Below are 19,959 nucleotides of genomic sequence, written 5' to 3'. Positions count from 1 at the left end.
TAGTTTAAGTAAAAAAGAAATTCTTACAAACCTAACACCAATTGCTGTCCGATACGTAAAATGGTAGATCTTCTGATAGAATTTGCCTTGCACAAGGCCGTAATAGAAACTTGGTATTTGTTTGAAATTCCTGACAAGGTATCACCACGTTTAATGGTGTACAATTCTCTATTGGTTTGTTGCAGTTCTTTGGCTTCTTCAAAGGTATGGCACACCTCTATTTCTGGCACTTTTGTCGATTTGTACAATTGTGGCATGGACCATTGGTTGTTGACCCAAATTTCTTCACTTCTTACTTTATTACCTTCTCCAAAATCGAAAAAATATTCTGGATTGAAACAAACTCCTTTATAGCGTACTTCTAAATGCAAATGACTTCCACGTGCGTTTCCTGTAATTCCACCACGACCTAATAGCTGTCCTTGAGCAACGGTATCATTGGGTTTTACATATTGTTTTGATAAATGTGCGTACACCGTTTCCAATCCGTTAAAATGACGAACGACTACTGTTTTTCCATGACCATAATGGTATTTAACATAACGAACAACACCTGGTAACATGGCTTTTACCAAATCACCTGTAATCAAGTCAATATCAATTCCTTTGTGAGAAGTTCCATGACGCCAACCATAATGCGAAGTAATTACTTTTTTACGATTGATAGGAGAATGAAAAGTACTGTCTTGAAATTTTATTTTAAAAGGATATTCCAACCCGTAAGGCGGATATGGATTAAAGCTAATGGTGCTCCAATGTTCTTTGATATAATCAAATTCCGGTTCTACAACTATGGGTTCGGTAGGAACAATTTTTTTTAAAGTATCTACTCCTCCTCTACCTATCAGCTCTTCTAATAGAGCTAATTCGGTTGTTTTCGGTTTTTTCTCATCTTTGATAAAATCTAATAAATGCTGCTCGTTCTGAGCAAAGCCAACAACACAGTTTAAAAATAAAAACCAAGCCAAAAGTATTGGTTTTATAGGGCTGTATTTTTGTATAGTTAGTACGTGCATTTGCATTCCAAAAATTTAAGCTGCAAATATACGTCCTTTTTCTAAAAAAGCGCAAAGCACTATTTTTTTTAACGTTTGCCTAAGAAAATAAAGTAAGGTTCTAAAAAAGAATACCTAGGAAAAGTATATTAAGCTTCGTCTTTAAAAAAACGTTTAAACCCCATACGTTTCAACATCTTTTTTTCCATGTTCCAGAAGAATTTAAATTGTCCAAATACAAAACCTACCAATGGCAAAGTTGTTTGGTATACAAGAAATACTAAGAAGATACGAATTGGCCAAAAAATCCAGCCAGAAGTTGTTTCATAATCTAAACCTATGGCCACAGTTAAAGGTCTGGCAATATAACTAGCAAAAGAACCATTGATCGAAAAAACGATGATTATTAAAATAATATCAAAGTTCGTTTTAACTCCCCAACGCTTTTTTAATTTTTCCATTTTTATCGTAATTTGACATCCATTGAAATCAGAGTTATGCCGATCATTTAGACTTTTACTTTAAATAAAAAAACTCCACAATTTCTTGCGGAGTTTTGGTGGGCAATGAGGGATTCGAACCCCCGACCCCCTCGGTGTAAACGAGGTGCTCTGAACCAACTGAGCTAATTGCCCTTAGCGGTGGCAAATATACAACGCTTATTTATATTTCACACAACTTTTAAGTACTTTTTTTCTGTTTTTTTAGCACTTTTTTTTGTGCTTTGTTTTTGCTGAAAGCTATCTTTCAAAGAATCATCTATTTAGCTGAAATTTGTGTTTTGATCTATTTCCATTATTTTTTTGAGTTTTTTTGAATTGAAGTAATTATTCAAAAAAAAAGTCCCCTATTTTATTTTTAATGCTTGTTTTTTTTCACTTCCAAATGTCAATTTGCTTTGTTCTAATGAAATTTTAGCAGGATAATTTTTACTATGGGAAGTTTTAGAAGGCTGCATTTCTAGAATAATTGCTTTATTGAGTAAGATGATATTGAAATATACTCAACTATGAGTATTGTGGTTGCTTTACGAATGGTCTAATTTTGCTGTTCAAATAGTGTACACTATTTGAATAAGACTTGTGTAGGACTTTCTGTTTTTAAGGAGCATAACAAATTGAAAATAAAAAGAAGAATGCTACGCAAGCAAATAATCGTCAAACTGGGGAAATTGAACTTGTAAAAGAAGCAAAAAAAAAGTCTGCATTTCTGCAGACTTTTTTATTTGATTGAAAACGAAGAACTATTTGGTAGCTGCTTTCGCTTGCTTCTTTAAAGTTTCATTGGCAACAACGGCTAACTCAACTCTTCTGTTTTTAGATTTTCCTTCCGCAGTATCGTTTGAATACTTAGGTTGAACTTCTCCATACCATTTTGTTGTAAAACGATCTGCAGGTACTCCTAAACCTTGTAAATGATTAGAAATAGCATTGGCTCTTTTTCTAGACAATTCTAAGTTATACGCTTCAGAACCATCACTATCTGTATGTCCTTCAACCAAAATATTAGAATCTGGATACTCTTTAAAAATAGCGGCTAATTTTAACAAAGTTGTTTTTGTTTGTTCATCAACAGTTGCTTCATTAGTATTAAAGTGAATACCACTTGTTTCATCAAAAGTAACATTGATTCCTTCACCAACTCTAGTTACTTCTGCTCCTGGTACTGCTGTACGAATAGCTTCTGCTTGTTTGTCCATTTTGTTTCCAATATAAACTCCGGCAGCTCCACCAATAACTCCTCCAAGGATAGAACCTAAGGCTGAATTTTTCTTATTTCCCAAATTGTTTCCTAAAATCCCACCAATAAGTGCACCACCAGCAGCACCTATAGCACCACCTCTTTGCTTGTTATTTGTGTTTTGCAAAGCTGAACAGCTTACCAACATGCTTGTAATCAATAGAAAAGCAATTCCTTTTTTAAGTATCATAATTTTTATATTTTAATTTTGTATTTCGTCGATAAAACTACAATTCTTTACAAAAAGAAGAAAGCTAAATCAGAAGAAACATAGATAAACATTCGTTTATAAAATTAGCCATTTTTCTGTTGTAAATTTGAAAACATGAAAGAAACTATTAAGATCATTGTTACAGGAGGAACTTTTGACAAGCAATACAACGAATTAAACGGCTCTTTGCATTTTACAAAAACACATATTTATGAAATGCTTCAATTGGGGCGTTCGCGATTGGCTTTGGATGTAAAAGAATTGATGTTGTTGGATAGCTTGCAAATGACAAAGGAACATAGAGAAGAAATTGCTTTGCATTGCAACAATACAGATGCTAATAAAATAGTGATTACCCACGGCACAGATACCATGGCCGAGACTGCTGTTTTTTTAGCCGACTTAAAAATTGAAAAAACTATTATTCTGACGGGTGCTATGGTACCTTATCAATTTGGAAGTTCTGATGGCCTGTTTAATTTGGGAAGTTCTCTAGCCTTTTCACAAGTATTACCTTTTGGTGTATATATTTCTATGAATGGAAAATATTTTGACGCTTACAATGTTCGTAAAAATAAAGAGATAGGAGAATTTGAAGTTTTGCAATAAGTTAAATTCCTTTCACTCTTTCAAACAATTGTTTCAACATTGGTCCCACGTCTTTGGTGTTTTTTTCTGTTTCTTGGGCAGTTAAAACTCCATCAACAACATTTAATTCATAGCTAAACACAAATCTTTTTTCGTCGGCATTTACGCCTAATAAGCCAAAACGCAAATCGTTAAAATACAATTTTCCGTTTCTTTTTTCTATGGTGTACCAACCTTTGGCCAAGGTTTCCAATCGTTTGATCATTGGATCATTTTGGTATTGCCCTAATAATTCATGGTTCTTTTTAAAATGTAAAAAATCTATTTTTTTAGATTCGTCTAGCATAGAATAATAGCCAATCAAATAGCCATCTTCGGTTTCCACATTGGCGGTCCAAAGTATGGTATTCATAGGTGTGGGTTTGGTTTCTATTTCTATATAGGAAATTCCTTGTGCTTTTAAACTGTCTTCAAATACGGAAAAAGTAACCCATTTAAATACCAACGTCAACACCATATAGCCACTACTAATGTAAATTCCCAGATTGTTAAGTTTGGCTCTTTTCACCGTGCCTCGTTTGTGACACATGGCCGCAATTAAAAAAATAAGAAATGGGACGGTGTACAAAGGATCAACGACAAATATATTTTTATATGAAATTTTATTTGCCAAAGGCCAAAACAATTGTGTGCCCCAAGTGGTGTGTGCGTCTAATAAAGGATGGGTAAACAGGCCCCAGAACATTAATTTGCTCCAGCCTTTGATACTGCCTTCTTTGCCTTTGTAAAGTTTGTAAATAAGCCAACCAAATATGGGGGCAAATATTATTGAAAATACGATGGAATGTGAAAATCCACGGTGCATTTCATTACTGGTTACAGAATCAAAAAAGAGTTTTGTAAAGATGTCAAGATCAGGAATAGTTCCAGCAATGGCACCCCATAAAATTGCTTTGTTTCCTACTTTTTTACCCAGTACTGCCTCTCCTACTGCAGCACCTAAAACAATTTGTGTCAACGAATCCATACTTAATTTTTAAAAGGATTTCTAATTTCATAACGACTTGGGTTGATAGAACTTAAAACAAGACCTAATAAACTGGTAGAAATACTATTTCTATGTTTGGCGTATAATTTCATAGAAACAGGTTTAGCGCCTACCACGCTTTTAATCGTTTCGGCAGTTCTACCCAAACGCAACTCATAGGTTTTACGATCTATGGCCAATTCAACAAAATCGAACAACATGCGTTGGTATAATTTGTATTCTTTGTTGTATTCGTAATCGATACCTACAAAATTCGCATCTATGGTACCATTAAAGGCAAATGCAGAACTAAATCCGATAAACTGATCTTCAGAAAAATAACCCGACATAATAAATTTGTCTTGCAACTCTTCTTTTAAATGGACAAATGTAGCCACATTTAAGGTGCCCAAATTGTAGTCTGCTTTTTTCAAAACATCGGTATACATACGTTGTATTTCTGGTAAATACTTTTGAATATCTGCTACAGAAAAATTTTCTTTGCGAAGATTTTTTGACGTCTTGTAAACCTTTTTTGCACGTGTTCTGTATTTGGTATTCATGTCGCCCAAATAATCATCACAGCAAGTCCATGTATTTTTTATGGGCACCACCATATTCACATCAATATAAAAACCTTTAAAGGATTGTTTTTTTAAATGATCGCTAACGGAAGTGCTTGTTTCCCAAAATTCTTTAAATAAATGAAAGGAAATTTTCTTTGGTTCTTTCGAACTAATAGCCGCCATAGCATGATGTATCAGTTCTAAAAACAAAGGTTTTTCAATGGCTTCGGTATGTGCAAAGCCATTTTCGCCACAGGCAAATAAATTGCCACATAGTAGTACGTTTAATTTTTTATCTTCAAAAAAATATTTCTTGACTTTGTCGGCAACGGTGCATGGAATTTTGTTTTGAAGAAATTCATTCGGTTTGAATGAAATTATTTGCAAATAAGAAATTCCAATGGCTTCTTGCTGACTGTTGTAAAAGAGTACATATCTAAAATTTGTCTTTTCATGCATTCCTTTTTCAAAAGCCTTGAGAAAGGAACTCGACAAATAAATATTATTTTTTGTATTGATGGCATCCCATTCCTTTGTAGGAATATTTGTGATGGATTCAAAAATAGCATAGGAATATTCCTGGTTTTTTGAACATTTAAAAAGGGATTTCCACATAGAATTGTACGCCAATAAGTAAGATTGATTGAATAAATAAAAATACTAAAATATAAGTCGCAAACAAGCTGTATAAATTACGCTTGCTGTTAAATTTTAAGCAATGATTTTAACAGTTCCATTTTTCTTACTGTGCCAAACGCAAAGCTTCTGCAAATTTATTGGGTAAGGACGGACAATCTTCTACAGCCTTGGCCGCTTTTTCCACATCATAGGCCACACGACAAAATTCTACATCAATGGCTTCTTTATTTTTCAACGTACTATTGGCATGTATCGTAAGTTGTGCATAACAGCCTCTTGGATCTCCATCTTTTGGTTTTCCTAAAGAGCCTAAATTAATGGCGTGTTTGAAACCCTTTTCCGTAGGAATAATTTTATGGAAATGTTTGTGGGTATGTCCAAAACAAAGTATGTCTGCCTCACTTTCATCTAGCATTTCCAAAAGCAGGCTTTCATCCGTTTCTTCCGTAAGGTATTCGTTGTTTCTTCGGGGACTTCCATGCACTAGTAAAATAGAAATTTTTTCTTCTTTTAGCTGAAAGTCAAGACGAATATGTGCAGGTAGAGATTGCAAGTATTTTGTTTCTTCCGTTCCTATCACATTGTTGGTGTACAAACCCGATTCACTTTTAGCAGGCAATCCAACAGCAGTATCATGATTCCCTGAAAGGGTTGGAATTTGTCGACTGTTAATAGCATTCACTACTTCATTGGGCCAAATATTGTAACCAACCAAGTCCCCTAAGCAATACATAGCATCAGGTTTTCTAAAAGAAATATCTTTAAAAAAAGCATTTAAAGCCGGAAGGTTGGCATGGATGTCTGAGAATAAGGCAATTTTCACGTGTAAAGTTTGTTTTAATTTAAGGACAAATATCCGTTATATTTATCTAATTCTTCCCCTGTCTTTTTATTTTTTTGTAAATTTACTAAGTACTATTTAATTCAGTAGCCTATGAAATACTTGACTCCAGATATTGCGAAATTAGCGAATGATCATTCTAAAAAATCCCTTGCCAAAGTTGGCGTTTCTTGTGGTATTTTTCAAGATTGTTTTGATACAAATCATTCCTATGAAAATAAGAACCCGAATCTTAAAAAGACGAACTTGAATGCAAAAAAATAAACGCGTAAAAATTAAAGATGTTACAGTTTTATCAGACAATTGGTATGTGTTAAACAAAGTAACCTTTGATTATTTACGAAATGATGGTACTTGGGAAACTCAAATTCGAGAATCTTATGACCGAGGAAATGGGGCGGCCGTTTTTATGTACAATAAGGAAACAAAGAATATTGTACTGATCAAACAATTTCGATTGCCTAGCTTTTTAAATGGAAACGAATCCGGATTGTTGATTGAGACTTGTGCTGGTTTGTTAGATGCTGATGATCCTGAAACTTGTATTAAAAAAGAAATTTTTGAAGAAACAGGTTATAAAATTCAAGAAGTAAAAAAAGTATTTGAAGCCTATATGACACCGGGTGCTGTTACAGAACAATTGCATTGTTTTATTGCAGAGTATACTGAAGCTATGAAAGTTGATGCTGGCGGTGGCTTAGCAGACGAGCAAGAAGATATTGAGGTTTTGGAAATGCCTTTTGAAAAAGCAATTGCTTTATTGAATGCCGGAGAAATAACAGATGCCAAAACAATTATGCTACTGCAATATGCGCAAATTCATAAATTGTTATAAGAAGAAATTAGCAAGCAAAAAAAATCCCAATGATTCAATTCATTGGGATTTTTTTATGAGCTTTTAAGATGTAAATATTTTTGATGACAAATACCCATGCAATTTATAAAACAGATAGCCTAAGGTAAATCCTATCGTGGCTCCTGTTAAAATATCAATTGGAAAATGCACTCCTAAATACAAACGGCTATAAGCAAAGAATATTGGAAATAGCACAAACCATAAAATGTGTTTTGTATAGGGTTTTAGTAGTAAAATAACAAAGGTGGCCACCATAGTTGATGTGGTTGCATGCCCTGAGGTAAAACTAAAACTTGTTGGGTGAATTAAGATTCTTAATTGCTCATTGATACTAGTATCATTAATAGGGCGTAAACGTTCAAAAGTTCTACGAATCATATTGGTAAATTGGTCTGAAAAAGTAATCATCAAAGCCATTAAGACCAAAACGAAAAGACTTTTTTTCCAACCTAAATAATGAAACAACAAATAGATAACAACTAGAAACACAGGAATCCAATTGGTTTGTTTGGTGATTAACAACCAAATAAAATCCCATTTTTCAGAACCCAATCCATGTAAATAGATGAGAAAGTTTTTATCTAAGTCAATAATTTTGTCGAACATTATTGAACTATTTTAACGACTTCTACATCAAAAATTAAACTTGCCTTTGCAGGAATTGGTCCGTAACCATCAGCACCATAACCTAAATCGTAAGGGACAAACAAACGTGCTTTTTCGCCTTCTTGCATTTCCTGTAAACCTTCTGTCCAACCCTCAATAACACGGTCTACTCCTACTGTTAAGTCAAACGTTTGGTTTCTTTTGCTTGAAGTATCAAATATTTCACCATGCGCAAAATAACCGGTATAGTGTACTTGAACTCTAGAACCCAATTCCACTTTTTTACCGTTTCCTTTTTCTAAACTTAATATTTTTAAACCAGATGGCAATACACGTGCTTTGGCCTCCATCATTTTTTCAGAAAAAGCAATACTGTCTTTAAGTTGATTTTTTTTGTTTTCAATTTCTTGTGCTTCTCTGTCCTTTAAAGCTTTAGAAAAAACCGCATTCGGATCGTAGTTTTTGGCATCAGAACCCACACGAATAATTTCAATACGATGCATCAAATCTCCTTGAGCAATAGAATCTACAATGTTTAAACCTTCAACAACTTCTCCAAAAATGGTGTGTTTTCCGTTTAGCCAAGGCGTTTCTTTATGTGTAATAAAAAACTGACTACCGTTGCTGTTTGGACCTGAATTGGCCATGGAAAGAATTCCTTTTTTATCATGACTAAACAACAAGTTTCCTTCTTTGTCTTTAGGAAATTCATCCGCAAATTTATAACCTGGATTTCCCGAACCATTTCTTTTGATGTCTCCACCTTGGATCATAAAATCGGGAATTACTCTATGGAAAGGTAAGTTGTTGTAAAATTCTTTTCCTTTTAAAGAGTCCACAACCTTGTCGTTGGTTCCTTCAGCTAAGGAAACAAAATTTGCTACTGTTAAAGGTGTTTCTTTTTGATGTAATTTTAAAAGAATGTTTCCTTTGTCGGTTTCTATAGAAGCGTAAATTCCTTTGTCTAAATGTGAGTTTTCATTGTTACAAGCCAAAACAAAAAGACTTAAAAGCAAATAGCTGAAATAATTAATTTTTAATTTCATGTTTAGTTGATTGTGATTAGTTCAATTTCAAAAATAAGTGCAGAATGAGGTGGGATTCCATTATAGCCAGCCTCTCCGTAAGCTAGTTCATAAGGAATATAAAATTTAAATTTAGCTCCTTGATTCATCAATTGAAGACCTTCTGTCCATCCTTTTATTACTTGATTAGCATAAAAAGAAGCAGGAGTTCCTCTATCAACAGAACTGTCAAATACGGTTCCGTCAATATATGTCCCATGGTAATGAACAGTAACACTGCTTGTTGAAACAGCATTGTCTCCGGAACCTTCTGTAAGTACTTCGTATTGCAAGCCGCTATCTGTAGTAATAACTCCGTCAAGTTCTTTGTTTGCTGCTAAAAATGCAATTCCATCTCTTTTGGCGCGGTTAATGTCTACTAATTTTATTTCGCAAACAATAGCAGAATAAGGATCTATGGTCAATTTTTCATAGTTTGTGGTAGCGATACCATGTGCTAAATAATAAGGTAAATAAAATTTATAAGTACTTCCAACAGACATCAGTTTTAAACCTTCTGTCATTCCTAGAAAATAATTGTTTATATAACCCTCAAGTGGACTGTCTTCTTCCGTTTCTAAAAATACTTGTCCTGTAATATCGGTACCCAAAAAATCATAAGTAACTACATCTCCATCAACCGGAATTTCTCCTGTTCCCTCTTCAATTATTTCATAGAGCAAGCCGCTTCCACTATCAGATGTTATAACACCGTCTTGTGTTTTTACAGTTTCTAAAAAGGCTTCACCATCAGCTTTGTTTGCAGAATAATCTTCTCCATTTTTCAGGCAAGAAGTAAAAGAAATAAAGAGCACAGCAAGCATCGTTGCTTTTAAAAATTTCATATGTATTTAATTTTAGTTTTGTGGCAAAAATAAGAGAAACTCCCCTTAGTAAATAATAAATTATTCATAATCTTTTGGGGCTCATTGTATGAAAACGAAAAAGCCTTTATAAGATTGTTGTAAAACAAATCCTATAAAGGCTTTTAACGATGTAGACTTAATTTTTATTTATTGATCGAGATCAATTCTACTTCAAAAATTAAAGGCATAAAAGGCTTAATTGGTCCTTGGCCGCCTTGTGGTGCATTTGCTCCGTAAGCCAATTCTTGAGGAATGAAGAATTTGTATTTTGCTCCTTCTCCCATTAATTGAACACCTTCTGTCCAACCTTTAATTACTTGACCTAAACCAAAAGTAGCAGGTGTTTTTCTGTCAACCGAACTATCAAATACAGTTCCATCAGGAGTTGTACCATGGTAGTGTACAGTAACATTGTCTGCTGCAGTAGGTTTGTTGTTGTTTCCTGCTTTTAAAACAGTGTATTGCAATCCAGATGCAGTTGTTACAACACCTTCTTTCGCTTTGTTTTCTTCTAAGAATTTCAATCCTTCTTCTTTTACATGTCCAAATTCAGCTTCTGCTTTTTTAGCGGCTTCTTCTTGTTGCTTAGCCATGTCAGCTTGTTGTTTTTTCATAAAGAAAGTTCTTAAGATACCATCGATATCAGCCACTTTAATTAAGCTGTTTACTGTATCTGTAACTTCAGAATACCCTTGAATAAACAAAGCATCGTTAATTTCTTTAAAGTTTGGCTTCATTTTGTTGGCCATATCTAAACCTAAAGCATAACTTACAGAATCAGCTTCTGCTAATAAATTAGTTGTTAAGTTTGTGTTTTTAACTGGCTCTGGTGTTACTGCAGTAGAATCATTGGCTTGTGCCATTGCTTCTTGTTGCTTTTTTGTAAAGAAAGCTCTTAAAATATTATCCGTATCCTGGGCTTTTATTTTTGCTTTGGTAGAGTCCGCTGCATTTTCATAACCTTCAACAAAAGCTAAGTGATTTGCTTCTTTAAAGTTGATGTTAATTTTATTTCCCATATCTAAACCAAGCGCATAACTTACACTGTCAATTTCATTAGATAATTTTGATTGTCTCTTTTGGTTATCACATGAAGTGAAAGTGGCAACTGCCAATACTAATCCAAGATTAGCGATACTTTTAATGTTCATTATTTGATTGTTTAATATTTGTTAATTTAATTCTAGTTTCTATAGGTTCATTGATACCTATTCTATTTTCTTGATCTCCTTTTGTTTTAAAAGCTACAAATGAAGAAAAAAGGAAGCGCACAGTTTCTCCTTCTTTCATTAATTTGATTCCCTCTTGTATGCCTTTCATGACATGTTCTTTATCAATTACATAGGTTTTTAGGCCTAATTCTTCTTTGGAATACAATTCTTTACCATTCAGAGAAAAAATTGAAAGCTCAAAAGTAACAATATCTCCTTTAACAGGAAATACTCCTTCCTCTTTTTTTTCTACATAGGTATACCAAAACCCTTTTTTTGAACTTATATAGTTGTTTGTGCTGTCTTTTTTTATGAAATCTTGAATCAATGCTTGCTCTTGTGCAAATATTTCTTGACTTACAGCCATGGCTTTACTAAGGGTAGTGCTGTTTTGCTGTATAGGTTTTCTTGCAATTTGTTCTTTGCAAGAAAAGAATAGCCCGCTCCATACAAGTATAAAAAAAATCTTAGTTTTCATAAGATGCACTAATTTCCTTTTTATAAGTTGGCAAAAGTCCTGTGAATTTAAGAACCGTTTCTTCCATCGTTAATTCTGATCTTCCGCCAGCCGCATTGTCGTGACCACCACCATTAAAATGATTTCTTGCAAATTGGTTTACAGAAAACTTTCCTTTGGAACGGAAAGAGATTTTAATTATTTTTTGCTCTTCATCTTCAATAAAAATAACGGCAAAATTAATTCCTTTTAAAGAAAGACCATAGTTTACAAAACCTTCTGTGTCTCCTTTTTTATAATTGGCTTTGGTTAATTCTGCTTGAGATATGGTTATATAAACAGTATGCAATTCTTGCAGTACCTTCATATTACTCAAGGCAGTTCCCAACAATTCCAATCTACTAACCGAATTGGTATTAAAAACATTGTCGTGAATCACTGCATTTTTAGCGCCCTTATCAATTAAATCTCCAATAACTTTATGGGTTGTACTTGTGGTAGATGGAAAACGAAATGAGCCTGTATCAGTCATAATTCCCGTGTAAATACACGTCGCTATGTCAGCATTTATTTCGGCAACATCTCCTAGCATATCAATAAAATGATACACCATTTGACAAGTAGAACAAATGGAAGTATCAGAATAAATAAATTCAGAAATTGGATCAGGTTGTTGGTGATGATCAATCATGATAAAAGTCCCTTTGTAAGTTTCCAAGGCTTTTTGCATGTCTTCACCTACTCTATGAAAAGCATTGAAATCTAAAACAAATAATAGTTCCGATTCCTCTATGGCTTTTTTAGATTGACTGTTCTGTTTGTCGTATTTATAAACGCTATCAACTCTAGGCAACCATTGTAAAAATTCAGGAACATCATTTGGTAAAACTGTACGAGCATTGTGCCCTTTCAATTTTAAATAATGTTGCATTGCTAAAGTAGATCCAATAGCATCGCCATCAGGATTTCTATGTGCAACTAAAACAATGTTCTTTGGCTGTGCTAACAGCTCTTTTATAGCCTCGATTTTTACTTTATCCATAAGCTGCGAATATACTATTTTAAATGGAAATTCTATAATTCATAATTGACTAATTAGAACTTGAAAATTTGCAGCTAATTACACCCCGAAATTATAAGTAAATTAGTAGGGTTTATATGGAAAAAAAGTATCTTTGCAGCTATAAAATAACAAAAACCAACACAATACAATGCCAACTAATAGAACATTTACGATGATTAAGCCTAAGGCTGTTGAAAACGGTCATATAGGAGCGATTTTAGACAAAATTGGAGCTTCAGGATTTAAAATCGTCGCTTTGAAACTGACACAACTGTCAAAAATTGATGCAGAGAAATTTTATGCTGTACATAATGAAAGACCTTTCTTTAATGAATTAGTTGCATTTATGACCAGTGGTCCTATTGTAGCAGCTGTTTTAGAAAAAGAAAATGCAGTGGAAGATTACCGCGCTTTAATTGGTGCTACAAATCCAGAGGAAGCTGCTGAAGGAACTTTGAGAAATCTTTTTGCAGAGTCTATGACTAAAAATGCAGTGCATGGTTCTGACAGTGATGAAAATGCAGCTATTGAAAGTGCTTTTCATTTTTCTGAAAGAGAAATGTTTGCTTAAACAAAGTTAAAACATAGTTTAAAAAAGGTTGGTTATTCAGTTAATCAACCTTTTTTCGTTATTTTTAAAATCTGAGTCTATTACAATTATGAAGCAAGCCTTTTTCTTTTTTATTCTTTTTTTTTCAATATTAATAAGTAATGCACAAGAAAAAAATGTGTTTACCCAACAAGATAGTTTGCGAGGTAGCATAACCGAAGAAAGAATTTGGTGGGATTTGAAGCATTATGATTTATCCATACAAGTCAATATCCAAGACAAGTTTATTTCAGGTAGCAATTGCATTCGGTATGAAGTTTTACGAGAAAATAGATGGATGCAAATAGATTTACAAGCGCCCATGCTCATTACAAAAGTTGTGCAAAAAGGAAAAGTTTTAAAGGTGCGACAAGTGGGTAATGCACATTATATTTACTTAAACAATCGACAGCGTAAAGGAAAAGTAGATAGTCTTACTGTTTATTTTGAAGGACATCCGCCTAACACAAAAACACCACCTTGGGATGCCGGATTTACTTGGGCTACAGACAGTAAAGGAAATGATTTTATAGCAACAAGTTGTCAGTCTTTTGGGGCAAGTGTTTGGTGGCCTAACAAAGATCATTTGTACGATGAGCCGGATGAAGGCGTAACGGAAAGATATACGGTTCCAGAAAATTTAGTGGCAGTAGGAAATGGAAAATTGCTTTCGAGAAAAAAGGATAGCCTAAAAAAAACAACTACTTATATTTGGCAGGTTAAAAATCCGATTAATAATTACAGTGTCAATTTAAATATAGGGAATTACCAACATTTTTCAGAAGTTTTTCTTGGTGAAAATGGAGATTTGACTTGTGATTATTATGTTTTAGAGGAACATATAGAAAAAGCAAAATCACAATTTAAGGAAGTAAAAAAAACGTTGGCTGCTTTTGAATTTTGGTTTGGTCCCTACCCTTTTTATCAGGATGGTTATAAATTGGTTGAAGTCCCGTATTTAGGTATGGAACACCAAAGTTCAGTTACCTATGGCAATGGTTTTAAAAATGGCTATTTGGGTGGCGATTTGAGTAAAACAGGTTGGGGGTTAAAATTCGATTTTATTATTGTACATGAAACGGGGCACGAATGGTTTGGGAACAATATTTCGAACAAAGACATTGCGGATATGTGGATTCATGAAAGCTTTACCAATTATTCTGAAAGTCTGTTTTTAGATTATCATTTTGGTACCAAAGCAGCAAATGAATATGTTATAGGACTTCGAAAACGCATATTAAATGACAAGCCAATTATAGGACACTATCACGTTAATAAAGAAGGTTCGGGAGATATGTATTTCAAAGGAAATAATATGTTGCACATGATTCGTCAATTAGTAGCTAATGATGAAAAATGGCGAACTATCTTAAGAGGTTTGAATAAAACATTTTACCACCAAACGGTAACTACAAATCAAATTGAAACCTATTTAAGTGCTCAAAGCGGTTTCGATTTAAGTACTGTTTTTCAACAGTATATACGTACCGTACATGTTCCTGTTTTGGAATACAAACAAACTGTAAATAAAATTGAATATCGTTTTTCAAATGCGGTTGAAAATTTTAAACTTCCCCTGAAAATTTTTCTAAATAAAGAACCTGTTTGGATTTATCCTTCAGCAGAATGGAAAGATATTTCATTAACTGACGTATCGAGCACTTTTGAAATAGATCCTAACTTTTATATTGAAGTTAAAAAAGTGAACTAAGAAACGTATTTTGTTTTTTTGATAAAACTTAAAACAACAAAACCTGCAAAGAAAAATACCGCCAAAATCAATACAGAAATTTTCATAGAACCTGTCAAAGCAATAACAAAACCAGAGATAAAAGTCCCTAATACAATCGCTATTTTTTCAGTAACATCGTAAAAACTAAAGTAGGTGGTATTATCAACCGTATTTTCAGGTAATAACTTGGAGTAAGTAGATCTAGAAATGGATTGAATAGCTCCTAAAACCAATCCTAGAAAACCGCCCAATGCATAAAATTGATAGGTCACATTTGGATTGTCTTTGTTCAACATATAAGCACCAACAGTAATTAGCCCCCAACCAAAAATGGTTATTTTTAGGGTGTTTATATTTCCGATTTTTTTTGAAAGTCTAGAAAAAACATAAGCACCAACAATGGCAATCAACTGAATTAATAAAATAGTGATGATTAATTTTTCAGTTTCTAAATGCAATTCTTTATCACCAAACAAAGCGGCAATTAAAATGATGGTCTGCACACCAACACTATATAAAAAGAATGAGGTTAAAAATATTTTTAATTCTCTTTGCTCCTTTAATTCCCTCACTACTTTTCTCAATTCTCTAAAACCTTTGAAAATAAAATCTTTTTCGGGCTTTCTATTGAAACTGTTATTTGGCAAGTAGTAAAAGGTGTATTGAGCAAAGCCAATCCACCAAATTCCCACCATTAAAAAGGAAATTCTTGCAGGCAAGGTAGGGTCTTCAATTCCAAACATTTCAGGAAACATTTGAAGCATTAAGTTGATAAGTAGCAATAATACGGATCCTGAATAGCCCAAGATAAAACCTTTGGCACTTACCCTATCGTGATCTTCTGGATAAGCCACCTCCGTTAAATAGGCGTTGTAAAAAACCAAGCTTCCCCAAAAGCCAATACTAGCCAGTACCATAAAAACGATACCTACCCACAGCGTGTTTTCATTAAAAAAGAATAAAGACATTACGGAAAAGGAACCTAGGAAGCAGAAAAATTGCATAAAACGCTTTTTATTTCCCATATAATCTGCAACACTTGAAAGTATAGGTGATAAGAAAACAACCATGAAAAAAGAAAAAGACAAAGCATAACTATAAAGTGTAGCGTTGTTGAAATCCATTCCTAAAAATTGTACAATAGCATCATTTCCTCCAGTTACACTGTTGTAGTAAATTGGAAAAATAGCAGTTCCAATAACTAAAGAATAGACTGAGTTGGCCCAATCGTAAAATGCCCAAGCACCAATTAATTTTTTATCTCCTTTTTTTAACATCTGATTTTCTGGTATAAAAAAAATGAACCGCCCTTTTTAGAACAGTTCACAATTTACTCTTTTTTTATAGAAAGCCTTAGCTATTTTCTGCAGCAATTTTTACAGCAGTTGGTAAGTAGGCTCTTAAAGCTTCAATTCTACTTTCGTTAGAAGGATGTGTACTCATAAACTCTGGGGTATCGCTACCTCCTACTTCACTCATACGAATCCAAACATTGATGGCTTCTTGTGGATTGTAACCTGCCATGATCATAAAAACCATTCCTAGTTTGTCTGCCTCCGTTTCATGATCTCTGCTAAATTTCAACATGCCTACTTGTGACCCTAATCCGTAAGCAATATTCCAAATTTGTTGTTGTTTGGCATCTTGATTATTTGTTCCCATTGCCACAACAGCACCTCCCAATTGTTGAATTTGTGATGAGGTCATGCGCTCTTGTCCATGTTTTGCAAAAGCATGTGCAATTTCATGTCCCATAATCGCAGCAATTCCATCCTTATTTTTTGCAATAGGCATAATTCCTGTATAAAAAACAACTTTTCCTCCTGGCATACACCAAGCATTTAAGGTGGCATCTTCAATTAAATTAAATTCCCACTGGTAGCTGTCTGCTTCGGAAGTCATACCATTACTTCTCATAAATTTATCAACCGCAGTTGAAATTTTTAAACCAATTGCCTTTAATTCTTTAGTTTTAGCTACGTCTTTTGAGATTTTATTTTCGTTTAAGAAACTTTGATATTGAGAAAAACTTGTTGGCAACACTTCTGCATCAGATACAATGTTGAATCTCTTTCTACCTGTAATAGGTACAGTTGAACAGCTGTAAAAAAATAAGGCAATTAAACCGTAGGCTAGTGTTTTTTTCATAAGTATGTGATTTATTGCAAATATAGGACTACCTACTTAAAATTTCGTTAGGATATTGTGTTTTTTTTAGTGTAAGTTCGTAGCTGTATTTCGTCAAAATGTATGAATTAAAAAATTTACAGATGTTAAAAAAAATCGGACAGCTATTTTTATTGGTTTTTATTTTTTCGGGAATGTCTCAAGAGATAATGGCGCAGAAAAAAGTAAGCAAATCAACAGAGGAATGGAAAAGTATATTGACACCTATGCAATATCATGTATTGCGAGAAAAAGGAACAGAACGTCCTTCGACAGGGATTTATAACAAGCATTACAAAAAAGGAGTTTACAAATGTGCAGGATGTAAAACAGTTTTGTTTTCTTCTAAAAACAAATACAACTCGTATAGTGGTTGGCCTGCTTTTGATCAATATCTAGGAAAAAATGTTTCTGAAATTAAAGATGAAAGTCACGGAATGGTTAGAACAGAAGTTGTATGCGCTATTTGTGATGGGCATTTAGGACATGTGTTTAATGATGGACCAAAAGAGACAACAGGAAAAAGATATTGCGTAAATTCCGCAGCATTACAATTTGAATCAAAATAAAATCAATACCATGGCAAAATTAAATAAAACAGAAGCAGAATGGAAAGCACAGCTTTCTGAAAATGAATACCATATTTTAAGAGAAAAAGGAACCGAACGGCCACATACAGGGACTTATAATTTGCATTTTGAAAAAGGAACCTATACATGTAAAGGTTGCGCTACTCCCTTATTCAAATCCGATACCAAATTTGATGCACATTGTGGATGGCCTTCTTTTGATGAAGCTATTGAAGGAACCATTCGATACGAAAAGGATTTATCTGTTGGAAGAATACGAACTGAAATTATTTGTGATAATTGTGATGGACATTTAGGTCATGTTTTTGAAGATGGACCAACTGAAACAGGTTTGCGTTTTTGTGTCAATTCAGCTTCCATTTCTTTTAAAGAATAATATTTCACAGATCAGTTATTACATTTTTCTTAATGTTTTAGTAAAAACAAAAGAAATATCGTTTTCTTAATGTTAATAGCGCACTTTTTTTAAGATGCTTTATTCTTTTTTTTAGTAAATTTGCAATTCAAAAAATAACCAATAGTTAATTTAATATGAGTAAGCATTGTCCCTATTGCTCTTCTATGCAAAGAAATAGAATTAAACGCCCACCGGTGTTTAAGTATTTACCTGGTATCCGCATGTACCAATGTATGAAATGTAGTGCGAAGTATTATTTCTTTGCTTTTTTTCATAGAACTTTTAAATATCAAAAACCTCCATTGAATCAATCTGTTTGATCACTGGAGGTTTCGTAAAATAATTGTCAAACTCTTCTTTGACAACTTCCTTCTTTGCTTTATCTTTGTTGCTTTTAAAAATTTATTGAAGATCTATGTTTAATAATTTAAGTGATAAATTAGATAAGGCGTTTCATGTACTTAAGGGGCATGGAAAAATTACTGAAGTAAATGTTGCGGAAACATTAAAAGAAGTTCGTAGAGCTTTGATTAATGCCGATGTGAACTTTAAAATTGCAAAAGATTTTACCACACGTGTAAAAGAAAAAGCAATTGGACAAGATGTACTAACAACATTGAATCCAGGACAACTACTAGTTAAAATTGTAAAAGACGAACTAGTTGATTTAATGGGTGGAGAAACAGTAGGTTTGAACCTTTCTGGTAATCCAACAGTTATCTTAATGTCTGGTCTACAAGGTTCAGGGAAAACAACTTTCTCTGGAAAACTAGCCAACTTTCTAAAGTCAAAAAAGTCAAAAGAAGTATTATTAGTAGGTTGTGATGTTTATCGTCCTGCCGCAATCAATCAGCTGCAAGTTGTTGGTGAACAAATTGGCGTTGAAGTTTATGCGGAAGTTGAAAACAAAAATCCTGTTGAAATTTCTGAAAATGCCATTAAATACGCGAAAGCAAATGGAAAAAATTTAGTGATCATTGATACCGCGGGTCGTTTGGCTGTGGATGAAGAAATGATGACGGAGATTTCTAATATTCACAAAGCAGTTCAACCTCAGGAAACTTTGTTTGTTGTAGATTCAATGACAGGTCAAGATGCTGTTAATACAGCAAAAGCCTTTAACGATGTCTTGAATTTTGATGGGGTTATCCTTACAAAATTAGATGGTGATACTCGTGGTGGTGCTGCATTGACGATTAAATCTGTTGTAAACAAACCAATTAAGTTTATTGGTACTGGAGAAAAAATGGATGCAATTGATGTATTCCATCCAGATCGTATGGCAGATCGTATTTTGGGAATGGGAGATGTTATTTCTCTTGTTGAAAGAGCTCAAGAACAATACGACGAAGAAGAAGCTAGAAAAATTCATAAAAAAATTGCAAAGAACCAATTTGGTTTTGACGATTTCCTTTCTCAGATTCAACAAATCAAAAAGATGGGTAATATGAAAGATTTGATGGGCATGATACCAGGTGCTGGTAAAGCTTTGAAAGATGTGGATATTGATGACGATGCATTTAAAGGAATTGAAGCCATTATTCATTCTATGACTCCAGGTGAAAGAACGGAGCCAAAAACCATCAATGCAAGTCGTAAAAAACGTATCGCTAAAGGTTCAGGTACTTCTATTCAAGAAGTGAACCAGTTGATGAAACAATTTACTCAAATGAGTAAAATGATGAAAATGATGCAAGGCGGTGGTGGTAGAAAAATGATGCAAATGATGAAAGGAATGCAGTAATTGTATTTTTT

The 19,959-nt window shown here is 33.6% G+C and carries 22 protein-coding genes and 1 tRNA gene; 8 read left to right on the top strand and 15 right to left on the bottom strand.

Annotated elements, in window-relative coordinates:
• Window positions 1-23 precede the first annotated feature (23 nt).
• The 4 genes from FGM02_RS08545 to FGM02_RS08530 all read right to left on the bottom strand — a co-directional run bounded on the left by FGM02_RS08545 (window position 24) and on the right by FGM02_RS08530 (window position 2,925).
• The gene (locus tag FGM02_RS08545; protein ID WP_243739379.1) at window positions 24-1,022 is read right to left on the bottom strand and encodes a peptidoglycan DD-metalloendopeptidase family protein; all 999 of its coding nucleotides are present in this window, start codon (window positions 1,020-1,022) and stop codon (window positions 24-26) included.
• Between the two features lie 122 nt (window positions 1,023-1,144).
• Complete coding sequence (locus FGM02_RS08540) at window positions 1,145-1,456, bottom strand: DUF6787 family protein (RefSeq protein ID WP_139957950.1); 312 nt, start codon at window positions 1,454-1,456, stop codon at window positions 1,145-1,147.
• 96 nt (window positions 1,457-1,552) lie between these two features.
• A tRNA-Val gene (locus FGM02_RS08535) sits at window positions 1,553-1,630 on the bottom strand.
• 608 nt (window positions 1,631-2,238) lie between these two features.
• Complete coding sequence (locus FGM02_RS08530; protein WP_139957949.1) at window positions 2,239-2,925, bottom strand: OmpA family protein; 687 nt, start codon at window positions 2,923-2,925, stop codon at window positions 2,239-2,241.
• Window positions 2,926-3,060: 135 nt separating this feature from the next.
• On the opposite strand from FGM02_RS08530, the gene FGM02_RS08525 reads away from it, so the two are divergent.
• Window positions 3,061-3,555: an asparaginase domain-containing protein gene (locus FGM02_RS08525; protein WP_139957948.1), complete on the top strand. Its 495-nt coding sequence runs from the start codon at window positions 3,061-3,063 to the stop codon at window positions 3,553-3,555.
• 1 nt (window position 3,556) lies between these two features.
• Here FGM02_RS08525 and FGM02_RS08520 read toward each other — a convergent pair whose 3' ends face one another.
• The 3 genes from FGM02_RS08520 to FGM02_RS08510 all read right to left on the bottom strand — a co-directional run bounded on the left by FGM02_RS08520 (window position 3,557) and on the right by FGM02_RS08510 (window position 6,589).
• Window positions 3,557-4,561 (bottom strand): metal-dependent hydrolase, encoded by a 1,005-nt coding sequence (locus FGM02_RS08520; protein ID WP_139957947.1) that lies wholly within the window; start codon window positions 4,559-4,561, stop codon window positions 3,557-3,559.
• A gap of 2 nt (window positions 4,562-4,563) precedes the next feature.
• Entirely contained in the window at window positions 4,564-5,742 is a 1,179-nt protein-coding gene (locus tag FGM02_RS08515; RefSeq protein WP_139957946.1) for a hypothetical protein, read from the bottom strand.
• A gap of 127 nt (window positions 5,743-5,869) precedes the next feature.
• The gene (locus FGM02_RS08510) at window positions 5,870-6,589 is read right to left on the bottom strand and encodes a metallophosphoesterase family protein (protein WP_139957945.1); all 720 of its coding nucleotides are present in this window, start codon (window positions 6,587-6,589) and stop codon (window positions 5,870-5,872) included.
• A 111-nt stretch (window positions 6,590-6,700) separates the two neighbouring features.
• Here FGM02_RS08510 and FGM02_RS18035 point away from each other — a divergent pair, with 111 nt between their 5' ends.
• Together FGM02_RS18035 and nudK are read left to right on the top strand one after the other, a co-directional pair.
• Complete coding sequence (locus tag FGM02_RS18035; RefSeq protein ID WP_166461150.1) at window positions 6,701-6,871, top strand: hypothetical protein; 171 nt, start codon at window positions 6,701-6,703, stop codon at window positions 6,869-6,871.
• Window positions 6,858-7,442: a GDP-mannose pyrophosphatase NudK gene (gene nudK, locus FGM02_RS08505; RefSeq protein WP_139957944.1), complete on the top strand. Its 585-nt coding sequence runs from the start codon at window positions 6,858-6,860 to the stop codon at window positions 7,440-7,442. Before FGM02_RS18035 ends, nudK begins: the two co-directional genes overlap by 14 nt.
• 63 nt (window positions 7,443-7,505) lie before the next feature.
• Here nudK and FGM02_RS08500 read toward each other — a convergent pair whose 3' ends face one another.
• The 6 genes from FGM02_RS08500 to FGM02_RS08475 form a co-directional block, all read right to left on the bottom strand.
• A complete protein-coding gene (locus FGM02_RS08500) occupies window positions 7,506-8,069 on the bottom strand; it encodes a phosphatase PAP2 family protein (RefSeq protein WP_139957943.1) in 564 nt (187 codons plus the stop codon).
• On the bottom strand, window positions 8,069-9,115 hold the full coding sequence (locus tag FGM02_RS08495) for a peptidylprolyl isomerase (RefSeq protein WP_139957942.1): 1,047 nt from the start codon (window positions 9,113-9,115) through the stop codon (window positions 8,069-8,071). The genes FGM02_RS08500 and FGM02_RS08495 overlap by 1 nt, the downstream gene beginning before the upstream one ends.
• Before the next feature lie 2 nt (window positions 9,116-9,117).
• Window positions 9,118-9,978, bottom strand: a complete 861-nt coding sequence (locus tag FGM02_RS08490) for an FKBP-type peptidyl-prolyl cis-trans isomerase (RefSeq protein WP_139957941.1) — start codon at window positions 9,976-9,978, stop codon at window positions 9,118-9,120.
• 164 nt (window positions 9,979-10,142) lie between these two features.
• Entirely contained in the window at window positions 10,143-11,150 is a 1,008-nt protein-coding gene (locus FGM02_RS08485) for an FKBP-type peptidyl-prolyl cis-trans isomerase (protein ID WP_139957940.1), read from the bottom strand.
• The gene (gldI, locus tag FGM02_RS08480; RefSeq protein ID WP_139957939.1) at window positions 11,140-11,688 is read right to left on the bottom strand and encodes a gliding motility-associated peptidyl-prolyl isomerase GldI; all 549 of its coding nucleotides are present in this window, start codon (window positions 11,686-11,688) and stop codon (window positions 11,140-11,142) included. The genes FGM02_RS08485 and gldI overlap by 11 nt, the downstream gene beginning before the upstream one ends.
• Window positions 11,678-12,709, bottom strand: coding sequence for a DHH family phosphoesterase (locus tag FGM02_RS08475; RefSeq protein WP_139957938.1), 1,032 nt, complete (start codon window positions 12,707-12,709; stop codon window positions 11,678-11,680). Before FGM02_RS08475 ends, gldI begins: the two co-directional genes overlap by 11 nt.
• Window positions 12,710-12,878: 169 nt before the next feature.
• Here FGM02_RS08475 and FGM02_RS08470 point away from each other — a divergent pair, with 169 nt between their 5' ends.
• Both FGM02_RS08470 and FGM02_RS08465 read left to right on the top strand, forming a co-directional pair.
• Window positions 12,879-13,301 (top strand): nucleoside-diphosphate kinase, encoded by a 423-nt coding sequence (locus FGM02_RS08470; RefSeq protein WP_139957937.1) that lies wholly within the window; start codon window positions 12,879-12,881, stop codon window positions 13,299-13,301.
• Between the two features lie 88 nt (window positions 13,302-13,389).
• On the top strand, window positions 13,390-15,030 hold the full coding sequence (locus tag FGM02_RS08465) for a M1 family metallopeptidase (RefSeq protein ID WP_139957936.1): 1,641 nt from the start codon (window positions 13,390-13,392) through the stop codon (window positions 15,028-15,030).
• Here FGM02_RS08465 and FGM02_RS08460 read toward each other — a convergent pair.
• Together FGM02_RS08460 and FGM02_RS08455 are read right to left on the bottom strand one after the other, a co-directional pair.
• Window positions 15,027-16,328: an MFS transporter gene (locus FGM02_RS08460; RefSeq protein WP_139957935.1), complete on the bottom strand. Its 1,302-nt coding sequence runs from the start codon at window positions 16,326-16,328 to the stop codon at window positions 15,027-15,029. The genes FGM02_RS08465 and FGM02_RS08460 overlap by 4 nt on opposite strands.
• 76 nt (window positions 16,329-16,404) lie before the next feature.
• A complete protein-coding gene (locus FGM02_RS08455; RefSeq protein ID WP_139957934.1) occupies window positions 16,405-17,199 on the bottom strand; it encodes a M48 family metallopeptidase in 795 nt (264 codons plus the stop codon).
• Window positions 17,200-17,321: 122 nt separating this feature from the next.
• Between FGM02_RS08455 and msrB (FGM02_RS08450) the strand changes: the two genes are divergently transcribed.
• The 3 genes from msrB (FGM02_RS08450) (at window position 17,322) to ffh (ending at window position 19,948) form a co-directional block, all read left to right on the top strand.
• Window positions 17,322-17,786 (top strand): peptide-methionine (R)-S-oxide reductase MsrB, encoded by a 465-nt coding sequence (gene msrB / locus FGM02_RS08450; RefSeq protein WP_139957933.1) that lies wholly within the window; start codon window positions 17,322-17,324, stop codon window positions 17,784-17,786.
• 10 nt (window positions 17,787-17,796) lie between these two features.
• On the top strand, window positions 17,797-18,183 hold the full coding sequence (msrB, locus tag FGM02_RS08445; protein WP_139957932.1) for a peptide-methionine (R)-S-oxide reductase MsrB: 387 nt from the start codon (window positions 17,797-17,799) through the stop codon (window positions 18,181-18,183).
• A gap of 436 nt (window positions 18,184-18,619) precedes the next feature.
• Window positions 18,620-19,948: a signal recognition particle protein gene (gene ffh / locus FGM02_RS08440; RefSeq protein ID WP_139957931.1), complete on the top strand. Its 1,329-nt coding sequence runs from the start codon at window positions 18,620-18,622 to the stop codon at window positions 19,946-19,948.
• Window positions 19,949-19,959 lie beyond the last annotated feature (11 nt).

This window comes from Flavicella sediminum (assembly GCF_006381105.1).
GTDB lineage: Bacteria > Bacteroidota > Bacteroidia > Flavobacteriales > Flavobacteriaceae > Flavicella > Flavicella sediminum.
This window is presented reverse-complemented; position numbering and strand designations above follow the sequence as displayed.